17 protein-coding genes are annotated in these 22,849 nt (G+C 65.8%); 13 read left to right on the top strand and 4 right to left on the bottom strand.

The window, feature by feature from the left end:
* Positions 1-7 precede the first annotated feature (7 nt).
* From FA702_RS20025 to FA702_RS20015, 3 genes are all read right to left on the bottom strand, one after another.
* Positions 8-2,203, bottom strand: coding sequence for a TonB-dependent receptor (locus tag FA702_RS20025; protein ID WP_136957848.1), 2,196 nt, complete (start codon positions 2,201-2,203; stop codon positions 8-10).
* Between the two features lie 102 nt (positions 2,204-2,305).
* Positions 2,306-3,541 carry an MFS transporter gene (locus FA702_RS20020; protein WP_255504855.1) on the bottom strand — a complete coding sequence of 412 codons (1,236 nt, stop codon included), beginning with the start codon at positions 3,539-3,541 and terminating at the stop codon, positions 2,306-2,308.
* A complete protein-coding gene (locus FA702_RS20015; RefSeq protein WP_255504854.1) occupies positions 3,538-4,860 on the bottom strand; it encodes an MFS transporter in 1,323 nt (440 codons plus the stop codon). Before FA702_RS20015 ends, FA702_RS20020 begins: the two co-directional genes overlap by 4 nt.
* 61 nt (positions 4,861-4,921) lie before the next feature.
* Between FA702_RS20015 and FA702_RS20010 the strand changes: the two genes are divergently transcribed.
* Positions 4,922-6,133, top strand: coding sequence for a cytochrome P450 (locus tag FA702_RS20010; RefSeq protein ID WP_255504920.1), 1,212 nt, complete (start codon positions 4,922-4,924; stop codon positions 6,131-6,133).
* A 41-nt stretch (positions 6,134-6,174) separates the two neighbouring features.
* The gene (locus tag FA702_RS20005) at positions 6,175-7,176 is read left to right on the top strand and encodes a LacI family DNA-binding transcriptional regulator (protein ID WP_136957847.1); all 1,002 of its coding nucleotides are present in this window, start codon (positions 6,175-6,177) and stop codon (positions 7,174-7,176) included.
* A 32-nt stretch (positions 7,177-7,208) separates the two neighbouring features.
* Here FA702_RS20005 and FA702_RS20000 read toward each other — a convergent pair whose 3' ends face one another.
* A complete protein-coding gene (locus tag FA702_RS20000; RefSeq protein WP_255504853.1) occupies positions 7,209-8,045 on the bottom strand; it encodes a GntR family transcriptional regulator in 837 nt (278 codons plus the stop codon).
* On the opposite strand from FA702_RS20000, the gene FA702_RS19995 reads away from it, so the two are divergent.
* From FA702_RS19995 to FA702_RS19945, 11 genes are read left to right on the top strand one after another with little or no spacing between them, the layout of a single operon-like run.
* On the top strand, positions 7,987-9,711 hold the full coding sequence (locus FA702_RS19995) for a CocE/NonD family hydrolase (protein ID WP_136957846.1): 1,725 nt from the start codon (positions 7,987-7,989) through the stop codon (positions 9,709-9,711). The genes FA702_RS20000 and FA702_RS19995 overlap by 59 nt on opposite strands.
* 54 nt (positions 9,712-9,765) lie before the next feature.
* Positions 9,766-12,450: a TonB-dependent receptor domain-containing protein gene (locus FA702_RS19990; protein ID WP_136957845.1), complete on the top strand. Its 2,685-nt coding sequence runs from the start codon at positions 9,766-9,768 to the stop codon at positions 12,448-12,450.
* An 8-nt stretch (positions 12,451-12,458) separates the two neighbouring features.
* A complete protein-coding gene (locus FA702_RS19985; RefSeq protein ID WP_136957844.1) occupies positions 12,459-13,592 on the top strand; it encodes a CapA family protein in 1,134 nt (377 codons plus the stop codon).
* Positions 13,589-14,038 (top strand): TRAP transporter small permease, encoded by a 450-nt coding sequence (locus FA702_RS19980; protein ID WP_136957843.1) that lies wholly within the window; start codon positions 13,589-13,591, stop codon positions 14,036-14,038. Before FA702_RS19985 ends, FA702_RS19980 begins: the two co-directional genes overlap by 4 nt.
* The gene (locus FA702_RS19975) at positions 14,038-15,345 is read left to right on the top strand and encodes a TRAP transporter large permease (RefSeq protein WP_136957842.1); all 1,308 of its coding nucleotides are present in this window, start codon (positions 14,038-14,040) and stop codon (positions 15,343-15,345) included. Before FA702_RS19980 ends, FA702_RS19975 begins: the two co-directional genes overlap by 1 nt.
* Positions 15,346-15,347: 2 nt before the next feature.
* Positions 15,348-16,235 (top strand): hypothetical protein, encoded by an 888-nt coding sequence (locus FA702_RS19970; protein ID WP_255504852.1) that lies wholly within the window; start codon positions 15,348-15,350, stop codon positions 16,233-16,235.
* Positions 16,232-18,316 (top strand): CoA transferase, encoded by a 2,085-nt coding sequence (locus FA702_RS19965; protein ID WP_136957840.1) that lies wholly within the window; start codon positions 16,232-16,234, stop codon positions 18,314-18,316. The genes FA702_RS19970 and FA702_RS19965 overlap by 4 nt, the downstream gene beginning before the upstream one ends.
* Positions 18,313-19,599, top strand: coding sequence for a 2-hydroxyacyl-CoA dehydratase subunit D (locus FA702_RS19960; RefSeq protein ID WP_136957839.1), 1,287 nt, complete (start codon positions 18,313-18,315; stop codon positions 19,597-19,599). Before FA702_RS19965 ends, FA702_RS19960 begins: the two co-directional genes overlap by 4 nt.
* Positions 19,596-20,627 (top strand): TRAP transporter substrate-binding protein DctP, encoded by a 1,032-nt coding sequence (gene dctP, locus FA702_RS19955; RefSeq protein ID WP_255504851.1) that lies wholly within the window; start codon positions 19,596-19,598, stop codon positions 20,625-20,627. Before FA702_RS19960 ends, dctP begins: the two co-directional genes overlap by 4 nt.
* On the top strand, positions 20,624-21,553 hold the full coding sequence (locus tag FA702_RS19950; protein ID WP_255504850.1) for a hypothetical protein: 930 nt from the start codon (positions 20,624-20,626) through the stop codon (positions 21,551-21,553). Before dctP ends, FA702_RS19950 begins: the two co-directional genes overlap by 4 nt.
* Complete coding sequence (locus tag FA702_RS19945; RefSeq protein WP_136957838.1) at positions 21,550-22,710, top strand: CaiB/BaiF CoA-transferase family protein; 1,161 nt, start codon at positions 21,550-21,552, stop codon at positions 22,708-22,710. The genes FA702_RS19950 and FA702_RS19945 overlap by 4 nt, the downstream gene beginning before the upstream one ends.
* Positions 22,711-22,849: the final 139 nt, after the last annotated feature.

Raw genomic sequence — 22,849 nt, 5'->3', positions numbered from 1 at the left:
GTTGCCGTCAGTTGCCGATCTCGACCTTGATGCGCAGGCCGTAGGTGCGCGGGGCGCCATAGATGATGCCGCCGTCCGCGCTTGAGCTGTTCTGGATCTGCGTGGCGATGTAGGTCTTGTTGGTCAGGTTGTTGACGAAGGCCTCCAGCTTGTACTTCTTGCCCAGGTCGAACGTCAGGCGCGCGTCGAAGATGTCGCGTCCCGGCACCAGCGTGTTCACGCTGGGGAAGGGCGTGGCATTCTGCCGCGACAGGTGCGACCACTGGATGCGCGGCGTCACGTCCACGCCTGCCAGCGCGAGCGTGTATTGCGCGCCGGCATTGACCGTCCATTTCGGAGAGAAGGGCAGCACCCGTCCCTTGGGCACGAAGCGCAGGTTGGTGGGGCAGCCGGGATCGGTGCCCGCCGCGTTGGTATCGGAGATGCAGGCCGAGTTGTTGAACTTGGCATCGAGATAGCCGACGCCGGCGTTGGCGGCGAAGCCGCCGAACTGCGCGGTCAGTTCGAGTTCGCCGCCCTTGGAGCGCCCGGCCAGCGCGTTCTGCGTGGTGGGCAGGCCGCCGACAAGGCTCGACAGCTGGATGTCCTTGTAGTCCGAATAGAAAACGTCGCCGTTCACGCGCAGGTGGCGGTCGAGGACTTCCGTCTTGAAGCCCAGCTCGTAGACGAAATTGCGCTCGGGCTTGAAGTTGGGCGTGTTGGGCGTGAGGTTGACGCCGCCCGCCTTGTAGCCCTTCGACGCGGTCAGGTAGATCAGCCCGTTGCCGTTGAAGTGGTAGTTGACGCCAACCTTGCCGGTCAGCTGGCTTGATGCCTGTTGGCTGACGAAGGGCAGGGTAAAGCCGGCGCCGGGAACGGCAAAGCGGGTGTAAACCTGCTTGTCCCAGCTGTAGCGTGCGCCCGCGAGCAGTTCGATCTGCGGCGTCACGTAATAGTTGATCTGCCCGAAGATCGATTGCGAGGTGTTCTTGGCGGTGGTGATGATGCTGCTGTTCGATTGCAGCAGCTGCGTGGTGTTGCGGTTATCGCGCAGCAGCGTCACTGGAACGGTCTCGTCCATCACGAAGGCGCCCAGCACCCACTGGAACGGACCCTTGCCGGTCGAAAGCAGGTTAACTTCGCCGATCAGCGTCTTGAAGCGCGTATCGCCGTTGCTGACCCGGCCCGGGAAGCGCGCGGTGTTGGCGCCGGTTGTCGGCAGGTTGGCCGGAACCGGCAGCGCGGTTGCGGTGCGGTCGCCGTCGGTCTGGTCGTGCGTGAAGCCGTCCTGCCACGAAACGAGCCCGCGCGCCTGCACGGTGTCGGCCACGTCGTAGCGCGCCTCGGCCGAAATCCGGTAGCCGGCCTGATTCTGGAACGAGGGGGCGTCTTCCTCGATCACGAACGGGTTGGAGGAGACCGCGTCGTTCCGGTTCTTCACGGCGTTGTTGTCGGTCCGCACGTCGAAATATTCGCCGCGCACGTTGACGTTCAGCTTCCCATCCATGCCGCGCAGGCGCAGGTTGGCGCGGATCGCGTCCATGTTGAGGTTGCCGGGCTGGCTCAGCGCGTTGGCGGCGATGTTCCGCGTGTAGCTGTCACGCTGTTCGTGGACGTAGGCGACGCGCAGGGCAACGTCCTCTCCGCCGACATTGGCGGCCACCACGGCGCGATAGCGATCATAGTTGCCCGCGGTGAAATCGCCCACCGCGAAATTGCTGCCGAACTCGGGCTCGGGCGTGCGCACGTAAACCGCGCCACCGGTTGAATTCTGACCGGTCAGCGTGCCCTGCGGGCCGCGCAGTACCTCGATCGAGCCGATGTCGAAGAAGCTCTGGCCGATGAACTGTTCGTGCGGGATCAACTGGCCGTCGATGTAATAGGCGACGCCCGGGTTGGATGTGGGGGCGGACTGCGCGATGCCGACGCCGCGGATATTGATGAACGTCGATCGGTTGAAGGTGTTGATCGCGACCGATGGCGCCACCTGCTGCATGTCGTTGAGGTTCGACACGCCCTTCCTCTGCAGGTCCTCGCCCGACAGGACCGTTGCCGAGATGGGCACATCCTGCAGGCTTTGCGTGCGGCGTTCGGCGGTCACGACGATGGTCTGCAGCGCACCGTCGTCCTGCGGGCTGTCGGCCGTCTGGGCCAGCGCGGGGAGCGAAACGCTGCAAAGAAGGATGGACAACGCAGGGCGCGCCGCACGTGCGATGGTGGTCATGGTTTCCTCACCCTCATGAGAATTGTTTGTGGCGTTGGCCGATAACGCATATGTAAGCCCTTGCATAGATGCTTTGTCACGCCGTTGACCCGATAGCGTCCGTCAGCGCGCGCGATCGCGCTGTTCGTGTGCCGACAGGAGGCGTGAAAGCGCGCAGCAGAACGCGAAGCCGGTTGTCAGCAGCAGCGCCAACGCCAGCCGCAACGGGGTGATCGGGGCGAACAGGCCGAGAATTGCCATGGCACAGCCGCTGGCAAGCATCTGCGTCGCCCCGGCGAGGCTGGCCGCGGTTGCCGCGAGCCCTTCCTCCGCAAAGATCGCGGCATGGATCGCCGCCGGTCCGATCATGCCGGAGGCCACGCCCAGCAACATCATCGGCGCGACGAGCGGCACCGGACCGATGATCCCGCGATAGGCCAGCCATGTGGCAAGCAATGTTCCACCCAGCGCGATCGCTGTGCCTGCCAGCAGCGCATCGCCGCGGCGCTCGGTCAGGCCGACCAGGCGCGTTCCGGCAATGCCGGCGCCCGCGATGGCCAGCAGCGCCGTGCCCGTTTGCGCCGGTGTCAGTCCAAACTGGCGGATCAGCAGGAAAGGAGCGCTTCCCAGAAACATGTAGAGGCTGCTGCTGGCGCAGGCGAGACTTCCCGTCGCCAGCAGAAATCCCGGGTTCGACAGGAGTCGGGCATACCCCTTCAGAAGCCTCGCGAAACTGGTCGACGGATGGGCGGTGGAGGATCGGCTTGCGGGCGAACTGGCCCCGTCCCGCGTTTCCGGAAGCAGAAGCCACGATGACGCGAACGAGGCGCCGCCCACCAGCGCCAGCATTCCCAGGATCATGCGCCATCCGCTGTGAGTCACAATGAGTCCCCCGATAACGGGCGAGATTGCCGGGGATAGCAGGACGATCGTCATCAGCGTGGCCTGCCTGCTTGCGGCTTCCGCGCGGTCGAACAGATCGCCCACCATGACGCGCGATGCCACGACTCCGGCCGCTCCACCCATCGCCTGCAGCAGCCGCGCGCCAAGCAGCAGCGGGAAGGTCGCGGCAAGCGCGCCGGCGGCCGCGCCCAGCATGTAGCAGGCCAGGCCCAGCAGGAGAACGGGGCGGCGGCCCCAGCGATCGGCAACCGGCCCCGCGATCAACTGGCCGCAGGCAAGGCCGCCGAGATAGACGCTCACAACTTGCTGCGCGCGTGCGGGATTCAGGCCCAGTTCGCCGGCCAGCACTGGCAGGGCCGGCACCAGCATGTGGATCGCCATCGATCCGAGCGCGGCCACGCTCGCCAGGATGGCGATCGTAGGCAGGCCGTGGCGGCGCCCGGCCTGACCGTTCACGCAGCGGCCTGTGCGCGCGCGGCGACCGTCCGGGCCACGAGCGTCAGGCTGGCGCACAATGCCGCGATGCCGACCAGCAGGAGCGTCGGCGGCGTAAACGAGCCGGTTGTTTCCTTCAGGTATCCCATCATGGGGGGCACGGTGGCTCCGGCAAGGCTGCCGGCCATGTTGATGACGACGATGCCCATTGGCAGGCTTGCGGGCTTCAGCATCCGCGTCGGTATCGCCCAAAATGCCGCGACCGTGCAGCCGGTGCATGCGCCCCCGATAATCAGCGCGATCAGTCCGGGCAGGCTGGCGCCGGCCCAATCGGCAGCAAGCAGGCCGAATCCGCCGAAAAGTGCGGGCACGGCGACGTGGAGATAGCGTTCCCCCGTCTTGTCCGAATGGCGCGCATTGAGGACCAGGCCGATGCCGCTGGCCGCCCACGGCAGCGCGACGACCAGCCCCGTGGCGCCGGCGCTCAGGCCTGAAAGGCCTTTCACGATTTGCGGCAGCCAGAACATGATCCCGTAGTTGGAGGCCAGGATGCAGAACCAGATGGCGCAGCACAGCCAGCCGACCGGATCGCGCAACACTGCCCAGCGATCGCCGGTGGCCTGCGCGTCCGGCATGGCGCCAGGCTTCGACGCGCCTTTGATGTTGCCGCGGATCCACGCGCGTTCCTCGGGCGTAAGCCAGCGGGCATCGTCCGGCGAATCCGGGAAATGCAGCCACGCGAATGCCGCAAGCCCGAGGGCCGGGAGCGCTTCGACCAGGAACATCAGGCGCCAGCTTTCCATCCCCAGCGGATGATCCAGATCGAGAAGCAACCCGGAAACCGGCGCGCCGATGACCTGGGCCACCGAGATGGACGTGATGGGGATGGCGAGGATCGATGCACGGTACCGCTCGGGTGCCCACTGGCTCAGATAGAGCATCGTGCCCGACGAAAGGCCGCCTTCGGCGAAACCGATCAGCACGCGCAGGCCATAGAGTTGCCGTTCGGTGGAGATCATCGCCATCGCGCAGGACGCCAGCCCCCACGCGGCGGTTATCGCCGTGAGCCAGCGGCGCATCCCGATGGCCTCGTACAGCAGCACGCTGGGATATTTCGCCAGCATGTAGCCCACGAACAGAACGCCGGCGCCGAAGCCGTACTGGGTGCCCGACAGGCCGAGGGCGCGGTTCATATCGAGGGCGGCAAACCCCACGTTCGTGCGGTCTATCGCGCCCATCAGCACATAGAACGCCGCCGGGACGACCAGATGCAGCAGCACCTTGCGGCCCACCGATCGTTCAACGGCCGGCACGCCCTGCGCTTCGTGGTGCTGTTTCACGCATTCTCCCCATTTTATCGGCGGCATCGGTGTCCGTAAGGGAAGATGATAGCGCTTGCATATGCATTCGTCGATACTTATGCATCGCGCCATGAAAACCACCGTTCCCCAGGATTTCGATCCTGAAAAGCCCGAGGACTTCGACAGCGCGCATCGCGAATATGCGCGTTTGCGACGGGAATGTCCGGTGGCGCACACCGATGGCCTGGGTGGTTTCTGGGCGTTGACGCGTTATGACGATGTCAAGCGCGCGGCCTCGGATTCCTCGACGTTCATCACGTCGGTGCAGAATGTGGTGCCCAAAGTGGCGTACACGGGCCGCCGCCCTCCGCTGCACCTCGACCCGCCCGAGCACACGCCTTATCGCAAGGCTCTTAACCCACTGCTTTCACTGGAAAAATCGGAAGCCTACGCGGACAAGGCGCGCGCGCTGGCGCGGCGGCTGCTGACTCCTATGGTCGCGAAGGGTGGCGGCGACATCTGCGTCGAGTTTTCCAGCTATCTGCCGGTTCATATCTTCGGCGAATGGATGCGCATGCCCGATGCCTGGCTGGATACCCTGCATGACGCGGGCCGGGCCTTCATTCTGGCGGTTCATTCCAACACCCCGGAGCGGATGAAGGAAACCAGCTTGCGCCTGTATGAAATGGCGCGCGGGCTGATCGCCATCCGGCGCGAGGAGCCGCAGGATCCCGAAATCGACCCGACGAGCGCGCTGCTGGCCGCCCGGCACGAGGGTGAGCCTTTCCCCGAGGAGCTGCTGGTCGGCACGGTGCGTCAGGTTCTGGTGGTGGGGATGGTCGCGCCGATGGTGATGATCGGCAACATCTGCGTCCATCTTTCGCGGGACGCGGCGCTGCAGCAGCAGTTGCGGGCGGACCCTTCACTGATTCCGGCGGCGATCGAGGAATTCCTGCGCCTTTACACGCCCTATCGCGGCTTTGCGCGCACGGCCGTGTGCGATGTGGAAATGGGCGGGCGGACGATTCCGGCAAACGAGGCCATCGCGCTCGTCTATGCTTCCGCCAACCGGGACGAGGAGGTGTTCCCCCAAGGCGATACGTTCATCCTCGACAGACCCAACATTGCCCAGCATCTCGCCTTCGGGCGGGGGCCGCACAATTGCCCCGGCGTGCACCTGGGCCGGATGCAGCTGCGCGTGGCGCTGGAGGAGATCCTCGGCGCGACGAACGGCTTTTCGCTCGATGGCCCGGTAACCGTGAGCCGCTGGCCGGAAATCGGTGCGCTTTCCGTTCCCCTGCGCTTCGCGTAACGCGATTGCGCACGGGGGCCGGGGCGGGCTAGGCAAGGCGCATGAACGACGTTCCCGGCCGCTCACCCACGCTAGACGATGTCGCCGCGCATGCCGGGGTTTCGACGGCAACCGTCAGCCGCTTCGTCAACAATCCGTCGGTGGTTGCCCCCGCGACCGCCGATCGCATCCGCACGGCGATCGCCGCCACCGGCTATATTCCCAACCTGCTCGCCGGCGGGCTTGCGTCCAGCAAGTCGAAGATGGTCGCGGTACTGATCCCTTACCTGACGGACTCGATTTTCAACGACACGATCCAGTCGATGGTGGAAGAACTGTCGGGAGCGAGCACCACCGTCATGCTCGGGCTTACCGGCGTTTCGGCCCGGCGCACCGAGGATCTCATTCGCGCGGCGTTGAGCCGCAGGGTGGATGCGATCATCTTTACCGGCCCGGTCACGCCCGAAGTCGAAGCGATGGTCCGCCGGTCTCCCGCGTTGTTCATCGAAGTGTGGGATCTGCCCAAAGAACCCATCGGTCTGGCGGTCGGCTTCTCGCACGAAGCGGCGGGGCGCGACGTGGCGCGCTTCCTGATGTCGCGCGGTTACCGCCGCCCGCATCTGGTGACGGCCAGCGGCACGCGCGCGCAGATGCGGCGCGATGGCTTTTTGGCCGAATGGCCGGCCGCCGAGGGCATCGCGCTGACGGAATCGAGCGTGGAGGTTCCTTCGCGGTTTGGTCATGCCCGCCGTATCTTCGCCGAAATCCGGCGCTTGCGGGACATGCCCGATGTGGTGGTTTGCGGTTCGGACTATCTGGCGCAGGGAATCATCGTCGAAGCCATGGCGGCCGGGTTGCGCGTGCCCGAGGATATTGCCGTGGTGGGTTTCGGCAACAGTTCGATCGCGGGGGAAATGCGGCCCACGATCACGTCGGTCGAAGTCGATGGCGCGCGGATCGCGCGCGAAGCCATCGCTGCGATCCGCAAGCATGGCAACGGCGAGCCATTGCGGGAACGCTGGATCGACGTGGGATTTCGCCTGATCGCCCGCGAAAGCGCCTGAACGCGGAGGGGGGCAGGGCCACGGCGCCCGGCCTAACGGTAAAATTCGCTTTCGATCTTGGAAAGCGTGACGAAGCCGTCCTCGATATGCCTGCGCATGGCCTGTTCGCTGGCATCCGCATCCCCGGCAAGCAGCAGTTTCACCATGTTCTGGTGGTCCGCGTTCGCGGTGCGCAGACGTTCGTCGTCGTAAAAACTTTCGAACAGCAGGCGATGGATCGGCACGTTCAAGCGCTGGAGAAGGTCCGCAATCACCGCGTTGCCAGACCCTTCGACGATCAGCCGGTGCCATTCCACGTTCAGCCGTCCGAAGCGTTCGGGCGCCCGATCGTCCACGCAACGGTCGAGGGCATCCTGAACCGCGCACAGCCGCTCTTTCTGTTCCGGCGTTGCATGCCGCGCGAAATCGCCGGCGCAAATGCCTTCCAGCGCGACGCGCGCGCGATAGATCTGCCGCACTTCTTCCAGACTGGCATTCTTGACCGACGCGCCGCGAAATTCCTCGATCTGGACCAGGCCTTCGCCTTCCAGCCGCTGCAGCGCCTCGCGCACTTTCGATCGGCTGGCGCCGGTCTGCCGGATGATGTCGACTTCCACCAGCCGCTGACCGGGGACGAAGCGGCCAGCCCGGATGCGATCGCGGACCCAGTCGGCGATTTCAGGCCCGGTGGGGGCTCGGAGAGACGGATTTTCAGCCATATCTGTCGTTTTCCAAGTCCGGACAATATTGTCAACAATATTGTGATCGATTTTTCCGTTGCCTGCGGCGTCGGGATCGCCGATCAAATTGTCAACAATTTGGAGAGGCGCCATGCAGGCGATTCGGTGGGTGGCGGTGGCGGCAGCAGCCGCGATGGCGGTGCCCGGCAACGCTGCCGACTATCCTGACGTACAGCGCAGCTCGCTTTATGTGCCCGTTCGCGATGGCACACGCCTTGCCGTGAACATCTATCGTCCGGCGGGCGGCGGCGGGGTGGAAAGTGCCCCGCTCCCGGTGATTTTCGTATTCACGCCATACCGTGCCCGCTTCGTGGGACAGGACGGCAAGCTCAACGAGGTCGCGTTGAATGATCGGATGGCGCTCCGGTCGCTCATCGCGGCGGGCTATGTCGTCGCCGTGGCCGACATCCGTGGCAAGGGCGCGTCTTTCGGCAGCCGCCACGGTTTCCAGGACCGGACGGAAGCGCGGGATGGGTATGACCTGGTGGAATGGCTGGCGCGCCAGCCGTTCTCCACGGGCAAGGTCGGCATGATCGGCTGCTCGTATCTGGGCGGGGCGACGTTCCATACCGCCACCACGGCGCCGCCATCGCTCAAGGCGGTTTTCATCGGCGCCTCGGATCTCGACAAGTACGCGTTCGTCAAGCGAGGCGGCATAACCGCGCAGTTCAACACGCGGCCGGACGAGCCGCTGAGCGAGGATCTGGCGAGCGTGCCGGTCGATGCCGACGCCGACGGCGTGCAATTAAAGGCCGCCGTCGCCCAGCATGCGGCCAACACGCCGATGGCGGCCCTGTGGTATGGCATGCCCTATCGTGACAGCGTTTCGCCGCTGACCGGCAATGCCTTCTGGAACGAAGCCAGCGTTTACAACTACATGGGCGCAATTCACCGGGCCGGCATCGCCACCTACTTCTGGAGCAACTGGCAGGACGAGCCAACCGCGCAATCGATTCTGAGCGCGGCCAATCTCCCCGGCGCGAAGTTCCTCGCGGGGCCGGGAAGTCATTGCGTGCCGCCGCCGGGGTTCGATTTCACCGGCGAAGTGCGCCGCTACTTCGACCATTACCTCAAGGGCGTCGACAATGGCATCGAGCGCGAGCCGCGCGCGACCTACTGGGTGGAGGGCCTGGAGGGGAAGGGCGGGTATGTCCGTTCCCGGTCCTTGCCGGGCGAGGGCGTCAAGCCCGTCTCATGGTTCCTGGCCGGGGGCAGAAGCGGCTCTGCCCGGTCGGTCAACGATGGCGTGCTGGCTTCCGCGCCGGCCGATCGCGGCACCGATCGCTTCACGGTGCGCTATGACCTGCCCGACCCGGACTACTTCGCGTTCTGGGCCAGGCCCATGGATGACAAGGGACTGAGCTACACCAGCGCACCTTTGGCGCGTGCGATGAAGCTGGTCGGCTATCCGGTGGTGCGCCTGAAGGTTTCGGCCGACAAGCCGGATGCCAACGTTTTCGTCTATGTGGATGAAGTGGCCGCTGACGGCAAGGTCGAGGTCGTTTCGTTCGGCCGGCTGGCGCTGTCGCATCGCAAGCTGGCCACAGCCCCTTACAACACGCTGGGCCTGCCGTGGCATTCCGGCCTGCGGCGCGACGTGGCGCCGCTGCCGGTGGGGCAGCAGGCCGATCTGGCGATCGACCTTACACCGGTTTCACGGATCGTGCCGGCCGGCGCGCGGTTGCGCGTGACGATCGCCGGCGCGGATCCGCGCCAGCGCAATCTCAAGCAAATCATGCAGACGCCAGCGCCCGTCATCGCCGTCGAACGCGGCGGGCGCGGGACGTCGTGGATCGACCTGCCAGTCGCCGATTGAGCATCATTGGAAGGAAAGGCCGCGCAGCCGGCCGCGGGGAAGGAGTAAGTCAACATGAAGGGCAATAACATCACGCGTTTGCGGACAGCGTTCTGTATCGGCAGTTGTGGCCTGGCGATCGCGGCGGTGCCCGCGATGGCGCAGGACGCCGCGCAGGACGAACCGAGCAGCGCCGAAATCATCGTCACTGGCAGCCGCGTGCGCGGCGAGGCGCCGGTGGGTTCCACCGTCACCACACTGGGGCGGAAGGAAATCGAGGCGTCCAGCGCGGTGACGGTCGATCGCATGGTCAAGGAGATACCGCAGGTATTCGATCTGGGTGTTTCGGAGAATTCGCGCGGCCAGTCCGGCGGCAGTGGCAACATCACTTACGGCAACTCGGTCAACCTGCGCGGCATCGGCCCCTATGCGACGCTGGTGATGATCGATGGCCACCGGGTGACGAACAACAGCCGATCGATCGATCCTTCCGTCCTGCCTTCGCTGGGCGTGGAACGGGTCGAGGTCGTGGCGGACGGCGCATCGGCGATCTACGGTTCCGATGCGGTTGCCGGCGTGGTGAACCTCATTCCGCGCCGGTCGCTGGATGGAGGCGAGGTGTTCGCGCGTGCGGGCATCGGCGGTCGCGGCGATTTTCACGAATATTCGCTGGGTGCGGCGCTGGGCAAGGTGTTCGAGCGCGGCCAGATCATGGTGGCTTACGAACATGTCGAACGCTCCAACCTGAGCGGTGACAACCGTTCGTTCTTCACGAACAACCAGACTCCGTTCGGTGGCGCGGATTACCGCATCGCGCGCTGTGCGCCGGGCAATATCAACGCGAACGGCACAACTTACGCGATACCGGCGGCGGGCGTGACGCAGGCGACCGCGGGTGCGCTTGTCGCGGGGACGCTCAACAAGTGCGACGAACTGACCAACCAGGACTTGGCGCCGCGGCAGAAGTATGATTCCGTGAACAGCACCGGGCGGTACGACCTTACCGACTGGTTGAGCGTCTTTTACGACGGGTTCTATTCCAAGCGCGATTTCTACCGGAAGTCCGGGTTTACCAACGCCCGCATAACGGTTCCGCAGACCAACGCGTTCTTCGTGCGCCCGGCCGGCTTCACCGGCACCAGCTACACGCTGGACTACAACTTCCGCAACGACCTGCCGACCAACGATTCGTTCGGCTATGCCGAAAGCTGGCAGATCACGCCCGGCATCAAGGCGAAGCTGCCGCACAACTGGGAGGTCGAGGCACTGTTCGGCTATGGCAAGACGCACGATTTCTCCGGCTCCTACTTTGGGCTGAACAATGGCGCGCTGACGGCCGCGCTGGCCAGCAGCGATCCGGCCACCGCGTTCGATCCTTATGGCCTGGGGCGCACGAGCGCGGCCGTCCGCGCTGTCCTTGCAAACCAGATATTCCTCGCACCGACCAACGGGCGGTTGAAGACGTACGAAGGGCGCATCAACGGGCCGCTGTTCGCGCTGCCCGGTGGCGAAGTGAAGCTGGCGGGCGGTTACGAACGGCAGGACTTCACCGTGGGGCTGGGATCGGCGCGCGGCGCTCCGACCACGCCGATCGTGTTCCGCAATTTCGGACGCAAGGTCGATTCGGTCTATGGCGAACTGTTCGTGCCGGTCTTCGGTGCGGCCAACGCGATGCCCGGGTTTGAACGGCTCGAACTCAACGCCGCGGTGCGTTACGACAAGTACAGCGATGTCGGCGGCACCACCAATCCCAAGTTCGGGATCAATTGGGAGCCGGTGCGGGGTCTGAAACTGCGCGGCAGCTATGGCACGTCGTTCCGTGCGCCGACGATCCCCGAAATCTACGGCAACTCCAACAACCTGTTCGGCCAGAGCTATCAGAACCCGGCCGGCGGAGCGCCGTTGCAGGGCTATGCGCTGTCCGGCCCCAACCTTAACCTGAAGCCCGAAACGGCAACCACCTGGTCCATCGGCGCCGATTTCGATCCAACCCCGACGCTGCACTTCGGCATCACGTACTGGGATGTGAACTATCGCAACCAGGTGCTCGCCAACCTGTCGAACCTGACCATTCTCGGTAACGAGGCGCAGTACGCCGGCACCAATATCATCCTTCGCGATGCGGCCGCCGCCGCCCGGGTTCAGCAGTTGCTGGCGCAGGGCGTGGCGCTGGCCAGCGGATCGTTTCCCGGCGGCAACCCCGCGAACGTGACCCTGTTCGTCGACGGGCGCAGCCAGAACCTTGGCGTTTCGATTACCCGGGGCATCGATTTTACCGGCACCTGGACCAAGGACGTTTCCGACAGGGATACGCTGACGTTCAACGTGTCGGGAACCTATCTCACCAAATATCGCGTCGCCGTCACGCCCACGGCGCCGCTGGTCGATCGCCTGAACGTGATTTTCAATCCGCTCAAGTTCAAGGCGCGCGCGAGCATCCTGTGGGATCACGGCCCGGTCAGCGCGCGTGTGTTGATCACGCACGTCGGGGGGTACAAGAACAACCTCGCGGTGCCCGTGCAGTCGGTGGGGAGCTTCACGCCGGTCGATCTTTCGATCAGCTGGCGCATCGGCGATCAGAAGGCGACGGGGTTCTTTGACAAGGGCATGACGCTGGGCTTTGAAATGCGCAACGCGTTCGATCAGAAGCCGCCCTATGTGAACCTGGCGCCCAGCGGCAACGGCAGCGGCGGGTATGACGCCACGGCCGCCGATCCGATCGGCCGGCTGTTCGCGATCAGCGTCCGCAAGGCGTTCTGACAATCGCGATGAGGGGGGAAGGCGGCGTGAACTGGGAGGCGATCTCCATCGTGCTGGCGGGCGATCTCGTTCTTGATGAACCGGACGCACCCTACTGGCTCGACGGAATCGCGCCTGCGGTTCGCGCCGCCGATCTCGCCATCGGCCATCTGGAAGTGCCACACACCGCGCGCGGAGCCGAGATGAAAGGGGATGTCCCGGCGCCCGGCGCGCCGCCCGAAAATATCGCGGCGATCGCCGGGGCGGGGTTCTCCATGGTCAGCCTTGCCGGCAATCATATCGCCGACTGCGGTGCCGAAGGCATAGCCGATACCATTGCCGGGCTTGATGCGCCCGGCATCGCCCATGCCGGGGCGGGGCTGACGCTGGCCGAAGCGCGCGAGCCGGCCGTGGTGGACCGTAGCGGTCGGCGCATTGCGTTGCTCAGCTACAATTGCGTTGGTCCCGAAAGCGCCTGGGCCGGCGCGGACCGGGCTGGCTGCGCGTGGTTGCCGATCGCAACGGCGGACGGAAGCCCGGTCGCGCCCGCGGCGAACCTCGTCGCGCTGACCGACGCGGCGGTGGCCATCCTGCGCGAGGACATTGCCCGCGCGCGCACCGTGGCCGATCTGGTGCTGGTGGCGCTGCACAAGGGTATCGTCCATACGCCCGCGCGGCTGGCCCCCTACGAACGCGCCGTGTCGCATGCGGCGATCGACGCCGGGGCGGATGTCGTGATCGGCCATCATGCGCATATCGTGCGTGGCATCGAATTCTATCGCGGGAAGCCGATCTTTCACGGCCTTGGCAACGGGTGTGTCGTCACCCGCGCGCTCAGCCCGGCGCAGGATCATCCGGCCCGCCGCGAATGGGCGCAGCGGCGCAAGGCGCTGTTCGGTTTCGAACCCGATCCGGCCTATACGCTGGCGCCGTTTCACCCGCAGGCGGTGAACGCGTTCCTGGGACGGATAGAGTGGGGCGCGGATGGCACCATCGTGCCGGCGATCATCCCGGTCGATGTCGAAGCGCCGGGGCGGCCGGTTCTGGCGCCGCCGGATCGGGCGGCGGATATACGCGCCTATGTGGCTGGCATCACGCGCGATGCCGGGATGCCCGACATCCGGATCGATGCCGATGGGCGCGTGCGCGAGGTAGCCGCATGAACGTTCTTGCGCGCATCATGATCTGGACCGGCGGCACCGCGCTGATCGCGGCGGCCGGGCTCAATCTGTTGTCCGTGATCGGCCGCCACACCGGCCTGCCGCTGAAAGGCGCGATCGAGCTTGTGCAGGTGGGCGTGCTGGTAGCCGGGACGCTGGCGCTCGTTTCCGCAACGCTGGCGCGCAATCACGCACGCGTTCACCTTGTGCTGGACCGGTTGAAACCCGGCGGAGCGCATCTCGTCGAACGCCTTTCGCTATTGCTGACGATGGCGTTCTATGCCGTCCTTCTTTGCGGGTCCGCGTGGCTCGCCAGCGATCTGTGGGGCAGCCAGGAAGTGAGCGAACTGCTCGGCGTGCCGTGGCGCTGGCTGAGGATGTTCCTCAATGCGGGTCTTGTCGTCGTGCTTGTCCTGCTTGCGCGTCAACTGGTGGAGCGCAAGCGCTGATGTTCGCCACGCCTGAAACCGGCCTGATCGGCCTTGTCCTGCTGTTCGCGTTGCTGATTTCGGGTGTGCCGATCGGCGTGTCGCTGGGGCTTGTCGGCGCCGGCGGGTTGATCGTGGCGCTGGGCTTCGAACCCGCGCTGATCAAGGCCGGCGTGATCGTGGTGGAAACGTTGACGCGCTACGAACTGGGCACGCTGCCGCTGTTCATGCTGATGGCGCATCTGTTCTTTTCGGCCAATGCCAGCCGCGACCTGTTCGATGCCGCGGCCAAGCTGGTCGGGCACAGACGTGGCGGGCTTGCCTATGCCTCGATCGGCGGGTGCGCGGGGTTTGGTGCGATCAACGGATCGAGCCTTGCCACCGCCGCCACGATCGGGTTGGTGGCCCTGCCGGAAATGCGCCAGCGCGGCTATTCGGACGCGCTCGCCACGGGAACGGTCGCGGCCGGGGGCACGCTGGGCCAGATGCTTCCGCCGTCCGGTGCGCTGATTGTCTATGGCATCATCGCGGAACAGTCCGTGGGGAAGCTGTTCACGGCAACGCTGATTCCCGGCATCTCGCAGATGCTGTTCTATTGCCTTGTCGTCTGGTTGCTGGTCCGCTGGCGGCCTTCGATCGCGCCGGCGAGCGAGCGGGCGACCTGGCGCGAACGCGGGCAGGCCATGCTGCGCATCGCGGACATGCTCGGGTTGTTGTGCCTTGTGCTGGGCGGGATCGTGCTGGGGTGGTTCAGCCCGTCCGAAGCCTCGTCGATCGGCACGGTTGGTGCTCTGGCAATCACGGCCTGGCGTCGTCGCCTGACGCGGGAAGTGCTGTTCCGCGCCTTTTCCGAAACGCTGCGGACCAGCGGTCTGATCTTTCTGGTCATCATCGGCGCGCTTGTGTTCTCGACGTTCATCAGCGTGACGGGCCTTACCGACGCCGTCGGCCATTGGGTGACCGGCCTTGCCCTGGGAACGATTCCGACGCTGATCGTCGTGGCGGGGCTGCTGCTTCTGCTGGGCTCCGTGCTCGATGGCCTGGCGCTGATGCTGTTGACCACGCCGATCCTTTTGCCCGTGGTGGAAAGCGTGGGCATGTCGCCGATCTGGTTTGGCATCTTCATCACCCGCGCGATGGAAATCGGCTTCGTTCATCCTCCACTGGGCATGAATCTCTACGTGATCCAGGGCGTCGCCAAGGACGTCAGCATCAACCGCATCTTCAAGGGGGTGATGCCGTTTCTAGCCAGCGACCTGGTCCATCTTCTTCTTCTGATCCTGTTTCCCGCGATGGCCCTGTGGCTGCCGGGCCTTTTCGGACAATGACCATGATTGCATCACTCGGCCCGGATTTGCCGCAAGACCTGCTTGCCGCCACAGGCGTGCATGCCGGTTTGCTTCCCTGGGACATCGACCGCGAAACGCCCGCCGCAGACCGCTGGCTGGAAAGCAAGTTTCCGCGCTGGACCTATTCCGTCCTGCAAGACTGGCTGGATGGCCGGTTCGACCACCTGGATGCCGTGGTGTTTTCGCGTGCCGACGATGGGGCACAGCGCCTTTACTACTACATCAGCGAGCTGCGCCGGCTGGGCAAGGTCGGCGGCCCCGAACCGTTGATCTTCGATGTCGCCAAGATCGGACGTGCCAGCAGCGCACAGCACATGGTTGCCAGCGTGCGGAAGCTGGCCGATCGTCTTGGCGTCGGTGAGATCGCGCTTGAGCGGGGCATCGCGGAAACCAACGTTCGCCGGGCGAATGCGACTGCTGCGGCGGGTGCGCAGCCCGGGCGGGTCTGCCTGATCGCGGGCACGCCGCCCCCGGATCGCCGGCTGCATGGCATGGTCGAACGCGCCGGCTGGATCGCGGCCGGTGAAACGCTGGGCGATGCGTGGGCGGACCCGGGGCCGCCGGTCGAGGAAGGCACTGGCGATCCGTTCGCCGCGCTTGCTCGTCAGCTTCACGCGAGGCGCGCGGATGTGCGGGCGTTTTTCGATCGCGCGCAGGCGCTGGAAGCGCAGGCGGACGAATGCGGCGCATTGGCGGCGGTGCTGTGGTTCGCCGAAGAGGACGATGCCCGCGTCTGGCATCTGCCCGCGCAGCGCGACGTGCTGGCAAGGATCGATATTCCCGCGCTGATCCTGACGCGGCGTGATTGGCGCGCGAACGATGGCGTGGATGCCGAGATCGCTGCTTTCCTGCAGGGAGGCGCAGCATGAAGCCGCTCGCTGGCCATCGCGTCGCCGTGCTCGGCGGCATGGGGGAGCGTCCTCTGGCGCGATTCCTGACCTCGCTGGGGGCCGAGCTGGGCGGGGCGGTCGAAGGCGCGTCGTTCGTGATCGATGACATCGGGCTGGAAGGACTGGCCGGCGTTGTCGTGCCGGACGCGGCCATTCACGTATCGGTCACGCCGTTCGGGTCCGGCGGCCCGCGCTCCGGCTGGAAGGGTGGGGAACTGGTTGCCTCGGCAATGGGCGGCGCCTTGCGCGTTACCGGAGAGCCGGGACTGCCGCCGGTGAAAGAGGCGGGCGACGCCTGCACGTTCCACGCCGACATGGTTGCGGCGTCGGGCGCGATGGCCGCGCATTATGCGCGCGGCACGCACGGCAAGGGCCAGCATGTCGATGTCTCGATCCAGCAGGTCGCGTTCAGTCGCAATTTCAACGGCGTGCTGTGCTGGCAATTCGACCGGCGCAAGCTGGTCCGCGTCGGCGGGGCGCTGGCCTATGGCCAGGCCACCGTCCGGGCGATCTGGCGGCTGGCGGACGGCTGGTGCTTCCATTCGCTGATGACGGGGCGGCTGGGCGCGCCCGCCAACCAGGCGCTGTCCGACTGGATCGACGATGCCGGCATGCCAAACCCGCTGCGCGGCACGGACTGGCTGGCGTACAACCGCTCGACGCTGCCAGCGGAAACGCGGGCGATCTGGGAAGCCGCGATCGACGCGTTCTTCCGTTCGCGCACGAAGCGGGAAATCGCCATCGAGGGGCTGCGGCGCGGCATCAACGCGTGCGTGGCGAACGAGCCGTCGGATGTGCTGGCCGATCCCCATCTCGCTGCGCGCTCCTTCTTCGACACGCCGTCGGGATTGCCCGACCGCTTTGCGACGTTCCGTCCGGGGACCACGCCAGCGGCGCCCGCCGTCCATGCCGGCGCTCGCTCCGGTCCGCTTGCGGGCGTGCGCGTGCTGGATTTCGCCTGGGCGCTGGTGGGTTCGATCACGACCAAGACGCTGGGCGATCTCGGCGCCGAGGTGGTGAAGATCGAAAGCCGCACGCGGCCCGATCTGGCGCGGCTGGACGTGCAGGTTTCGGCATCGCAGGCCGGCAACTGGGACGACAAGCCCTGGTTCGCGCATCTCAATTCATCCAAGCGCAGTGTTTCCTTGAACATGAAGAAGCCGGAGGCGCGCGAGCTGATCGATCCGCTGATCGATTGGGCCGACGTCGTCGTCGAAAACTTCTCGCCCGGTACGATGAAGAAGCTGGGCCTCGACTACGATGCGCTGGCGGCGCGCAACCCCGGTATCGTCATGGTATCGGGCAGCGTATTCGGCCAGACCGGCCCGCTGGCGCAGGAATGGGGCGTGGACGGCACCGGCGGTGCGCTTTCCGGGCGCACCTTCCTGACAGGCTATCCCGATCGCGATCCGGTGATCCCGGGGGCAGTCCCCTATGGCGACGTGATCGTGCCTTTCGTGATGGCGGGTTCGGTCGCGGCGGCGCTCCAGCATCGGCGGGAAACCGGCCTCGGCTGCCATATCGATGCCTCCATGTACGAAATCTGCGTGCAGCAGATGCGGGACTATCTCGCGGCAGCCAAGCGTGGCGAACGCCCCCAACGGGCGGGCAACGCCGATCCGCGGGTCCCGTTCCAGGATGTGTTCCCGGCGCTGGGCGACGACCGGTGGGTGGCGATCACCGTTTTTGGGGAACAGGACCGGGCGCGGCTGGCGGCGATCGCCGGCACCGACATTGCGGCATGGACGTCCGCGCGGGAAGATCAGGCGATCGCGGCGGAATTGCAGGCGGCCGGCATCGCGTGCGGCGTGGTGCAGGATTGCCAGGACATGATCGATGCCGATCCGCAGCTGGCGGGGCGGGGTGCGCTGATGACGCTGGACCATCCGCTGCTGGGGCCATTTGGCCATATCGCCACGCCGATCCTGTTCTCCCGGGATCGGCCCGCGCCCTTCCGCGCACCGCGCATGGGCGAACACGTACACGCCATCGCCCGTGACCTTTGCGGCCTGTCCGAAGCCCGCATCGCCGAACTCGAAGCGGCAGGAGTATTCCAATGAGTCAAGCCACCGGACAGCGCAGCCGCAAGGACCTAGCCTGCACCGCCGCCGCCAACGCCTACCAGAAGCAGTTCGGCATCGATCTGAAGCGCCGGGTGGTGGATGAAGGCGAACCTTTCGCAATCGTCCAGGCCGATACGCCGCACGAGATCTTTCACGTGATGGACATCCCGATCATCACCAACCAGTGGTGGTCGGCCTATATTTCGGCGAAGCAGCTTTCGAACCAGTACTTCGAAGTGATGGCGCGCCACGGCTTTCCGGAGAACAGCTGCAAGTATTGTTCGTTGGGCCTTGCTTGCACACTGGCCAACGATCCCAAGTCCGCGCCGTGGGGCGGGTTGCCCAAGCCGACCGTGCTGGTCGCGCGGATGACCTGCGATTGCATCCAGCACGTCTTCGGCCAGTGGGCCGAGGCGCTGGGCAGCGAGTTCTTCCCGATGGAGGCACCCGCGTGGGAGCACAAGGACCCGCGCTGGTTCGCGCATTCCCGCAACGACTGGCAGGAAATCTACGATGCCGACCGCATCGCGCTGATGGTTTCCGAGATGCGCGACCTTATCGCGCTGCTGGAAAATCGCACGGGCCGCAAGTTCGACGAAGCCAGGCTCCATCACCTGATGGAGCGGATCAACGAACAGGAAGGGTATATCTGGGAGGCCGCGCAGGCGATCGGCCGCGCGCGTCCGTGCCCGGTATCCATCGCCGAACAGATGCCTAACACCATGATCCCGCAATGGCACCGGGGATCGGACTGGGCGGTGGACCATGCTCGTCGCTTCCGCGATGAAGTGATGGAGCGCATCGCCAGCGGGGCGGGCACCGCCGCGCACGAAAAGATCCGGTTGATGTGGATCGGGGCCGGGGTGTGGCACGATCCGGGCTTCTACCAGGCGCTGGAAGAGCGGCTCGGCGCCGTGTTCGTCTGGTCCATGTACATGCCGTTCGCCGGGCCGCAGTATATCCGCGAGTTGCATGGACGCCCGATGGACGCGCTGGCCAGCCGTATCTGCTCGATGAACGAGGTGTTGCACCTTCCGCCGTGGATGAACGGCTGGATGACCAGCGAGGCGGAGCGCTGCGGGATCGATGCCTGCGTCGTGCTGTTGCCGCCGGACAACCGGCTCTCGCAATCGGGCACGAAGATCACCGCGCAATCGCTGGAGGCGGCGGGCGTCCCCGTCCTTTCGATCGACGCGGACATGGTCGATGCCAAGAACTGGAATCACGACCGCATGGTATCGCTGGTTGCCGATTTCCTGGTCGCGCGGGGGCTTGCGTGAAACGCCTGGTGCTGGCCCTGGCAATGCTGATCAGCGCCTGCGCGCGCCCGGCTTCGCCGGGTGTGACCGAGCTGACCTATGCCACGCCGTACAGCCCGAACCATCCGTTCAGCAAGGCGGATCAGGCGTGGATGGGGTTCGTGGAGCAGCGCTCGCACGGCCGTATCCGGATTCGTCCCAGCTGGTCGGGCGCGCTGCTTTCATCGGATATGTCGATGGAGGAACTCCGTCACGGCGTGGCGGACGTGGGGTTGATAACGCCGATCTACGCGCGCGGCGGCACCCATCTGCTGCGCATCCAGACCGGCTTCTACAGCGGCGCGGATAGCGTGGAATCGCAGGTTGCGCTCTATCGCTGCATCGCCGCTGCGGAGCCAGAAATCGGCCGCGAGCTTCAGGGCCTCAAGGTTCTGGCGGTTCAGGGCGGATCGCTGGCTGGCATCGTTACGACAAACCGGCAGGTGCGCAGCCTTGCCGATCTGCGCGGCCTGCGTTTGCGGGCGCCGACGGAATTGCTGACGGTGCTGGAATCGCTTGGAGCCGATCCCGTCAACATGCCCATGGCGGATGTCTATTCGTCGATGGCCAAGGGCGTGATCGATGGCGTGATCGCGCCCGGCGATACCTTCAAGGCTTTGCATTTTGCGGAAGTGGCCCGGTATTACAACACGCTGGCTGTCCCCCGCGGTGCCTATCCGGCCAGGGCAATGGGGGTTGCGCGCTGGAACAGCCTGACGGATGAGGAACGCGCCATCCTGACCGAAGCCCAACCCGTATGGGAAGCGGCGCTGGCGCGGGAAATCCGTGTCGCGCTGGACAAGGGCATGGAGGAGGCGCGCGCGCGGCATGTCGTGATCAGCGGCGTTTCTCCGTCCGAACAGGCGCGTTTCGATGCGCTTTATCTGCGCGATTCCGAAGCCAATGCCCGGGCGCTCGCGCGTTTTGGCCTTGACGGAATGAGAGCGTTTCGCACCGCGCGCGCCGCCGTGCGGGGCCGAGACCGGATCGAATGTGGGGGCAAATCATGAAACGGTTGATCGTCCTGGCGGGGCTGGTCGCGACGATGGCGTCCGCGCAAGCGGCGGACGCTCCGCACGGGCCGGGGGTTATCGGCGCGCCTGCGGGTACCGGCACCTGGCCCGCGGTCGCGGAAGGCCGCACCGATGCGCCGGGTTACACGATCTACCGCCCCGCCCGTCTCCCGCGCCAGCCTTTGCCGCTGGTGCTGTGGGGGAACGGCGGGTGCAAGAACAACGGGCTTTCCGCCAGCCATTTCCTGCGCGAGATCGCCAGCCATGGCTATTTCGTGATCGCCAACGGCGCGCCGGGTGTGGAAAGCCCCGCACTGGAGCGGCTGCCCGATGGCCCACCGGTCGCGTTCCCGCCGCCGCGTCCGACGCCGGACGAAACGACCGCAGGGCAGCTGGTCGCGGCGATCGACTGGGCCGTGCGCGCGGACCGGGCGGGACCGTTCAAGGGGCGGATCGATACGACCCGCATCGCGGTGATGGGGCATAGTTGCGGCGGATTGCAGGCGATTGTCGCAGGCGCGGATCCGCGCGTGAAGACCGTCATGGTGATGAACAGCGGTGTCTATAACCGCGGGAACACCGGCATCAGCGGCGTTCCCGTGACCAAGGATGATCTGCGCAAGCTGCATACGCCCGTTGCCTATATCCTGGGCGGGCCGACCGATATCGCCTATCCCAACGGCAGCGACGACGTGAACCGCATCGATCACGTCCCCGTGTTCTACGGCAACCTGCCGACCGGGCATGGCGGCACGTACCAGCTGGTCAACGGGGGCGAATATGCGCGCGTCGGGGTGGCCTGGCTTGATTGGCAGTTGAAGGGCAGCAAGCGCGCCGGCGCGATGTTCGCGGGCGATCCCTGCGGTCTTTGCACGGGAACGGGCTGGACCGTCGTTCGCAAGCAATTTCCGGAGAAACCATGACCAAGCCGCTTGCGGGCATCCGCATCGCCGATTTCAGCCACGTCATGGCCGGGCCTTACGCATCCCACTTGCTGCGGCAGATGGGGGCAGAGGTGATAAAGATCGAGCCCAAACGCGGCGACGGGTTCCGTTCCTACGGCTCGGATCGCCGTTTCGACGGCATGGCGCCCGCCTTCATCGCTGCCAACGCGGGCAAGAAATCGATCGCGCTCGATCTCAAGGACGAAGCCGATCTGGCCATTGCCCGCGCCATCGTTTCGCGCAGCGATGTGCTGCTGGAGAACTTCCGCCCGGGCGTCATTGCGCGGCTTGGGCTTGGTTATGATGCGGTGCGCGAACTGCGGCCCGATATCGTCTATTGCTCGGTATCCGGCTATGGCCAGGATAGCCCCCAGCGCGATTGGCCGGCGATCGACAATATCGTCCAGGCGACCAGCGGAATGATGATGCTGAGCGGAGAGGAAGGCGATCCGCCCGTTCGCGTGGGGTTCCCGATCGTGGATACGCTGACCGGTCAGACGGCCGCGCTGGCGATCCTCTCCGGCCTGATGCAGCGCGAACGCGGCGGCGGCGGCAGCTATATCGATGTGTCGATGTTCGACGCCAGCCTTGCGTTCATGACGTCTGCGCTGACGCCCTATCTTGTCACCGGCCAGCCAATGTCGCGCATGGGCAACACCGGCTACAGCGGATTGCCCACGGCGTCGCTGTTTGTCGCGCGCGATGGCCGTCAGATTTCCCTGGGCGTGGTGCAGCCGAACCAGTTCGAAGCCCTGGCCCGCTTCGTGGGCAAGGAAGAATGGCTGCGCGATGCGCGTTTTGCGACGGACGACGCGCGGCGTGCGAACTTCGATGCCATGAAGGCGGAAGTGGCCGGCGTGATCGCGACGCGGGATGCGGTGGAATGGGAAGCCGGCATGAACGCGGCCGGCATACCGTGCGGCGTGGTGCGCCGGGTGGACGAGGCTTCGGCGCTGGCCGGGCCGGGCGCCTTGGCGTCACTCGCCGTGCCGGGGTTGCCGCTGGACGGCGATGTGCGCCTGCCGGGCGTCGGGTTCCGCATGGTGCCGGGCGAACCCTCGGTCGATGCCCCGCCACCCAGGCTTGACGAGAACCGCGACGAGATACTCGCCTGGCTGGCAAGCACCGCGCGATAAGAGGAGGGATACCTTGCGCGACCCGACCGGATTTCCCGATCGTGGAGGAGGGACGCGCCTTTCATCGATGCCGTCGCGGTCACCCGGTGGCGGGCCACCGGCACGGTCAACGACGGTTCCAGCTTGCCGCGCGCGCAGG

Origin of the sequence: Novosphingobium sp. EMRT-2, assembly GCF_005145025.1 — a bacterium.
GTDB lineage: Bacteria > Pseudomonadota > Alphaproteobacteria > Sphingomonadales > Sphingomonadaceae > Novosphingobium.
Note: the sequence above shows the minus strand (reverse complement) of the source record. Positions and strands in the feature narration are given on the sequence as shown.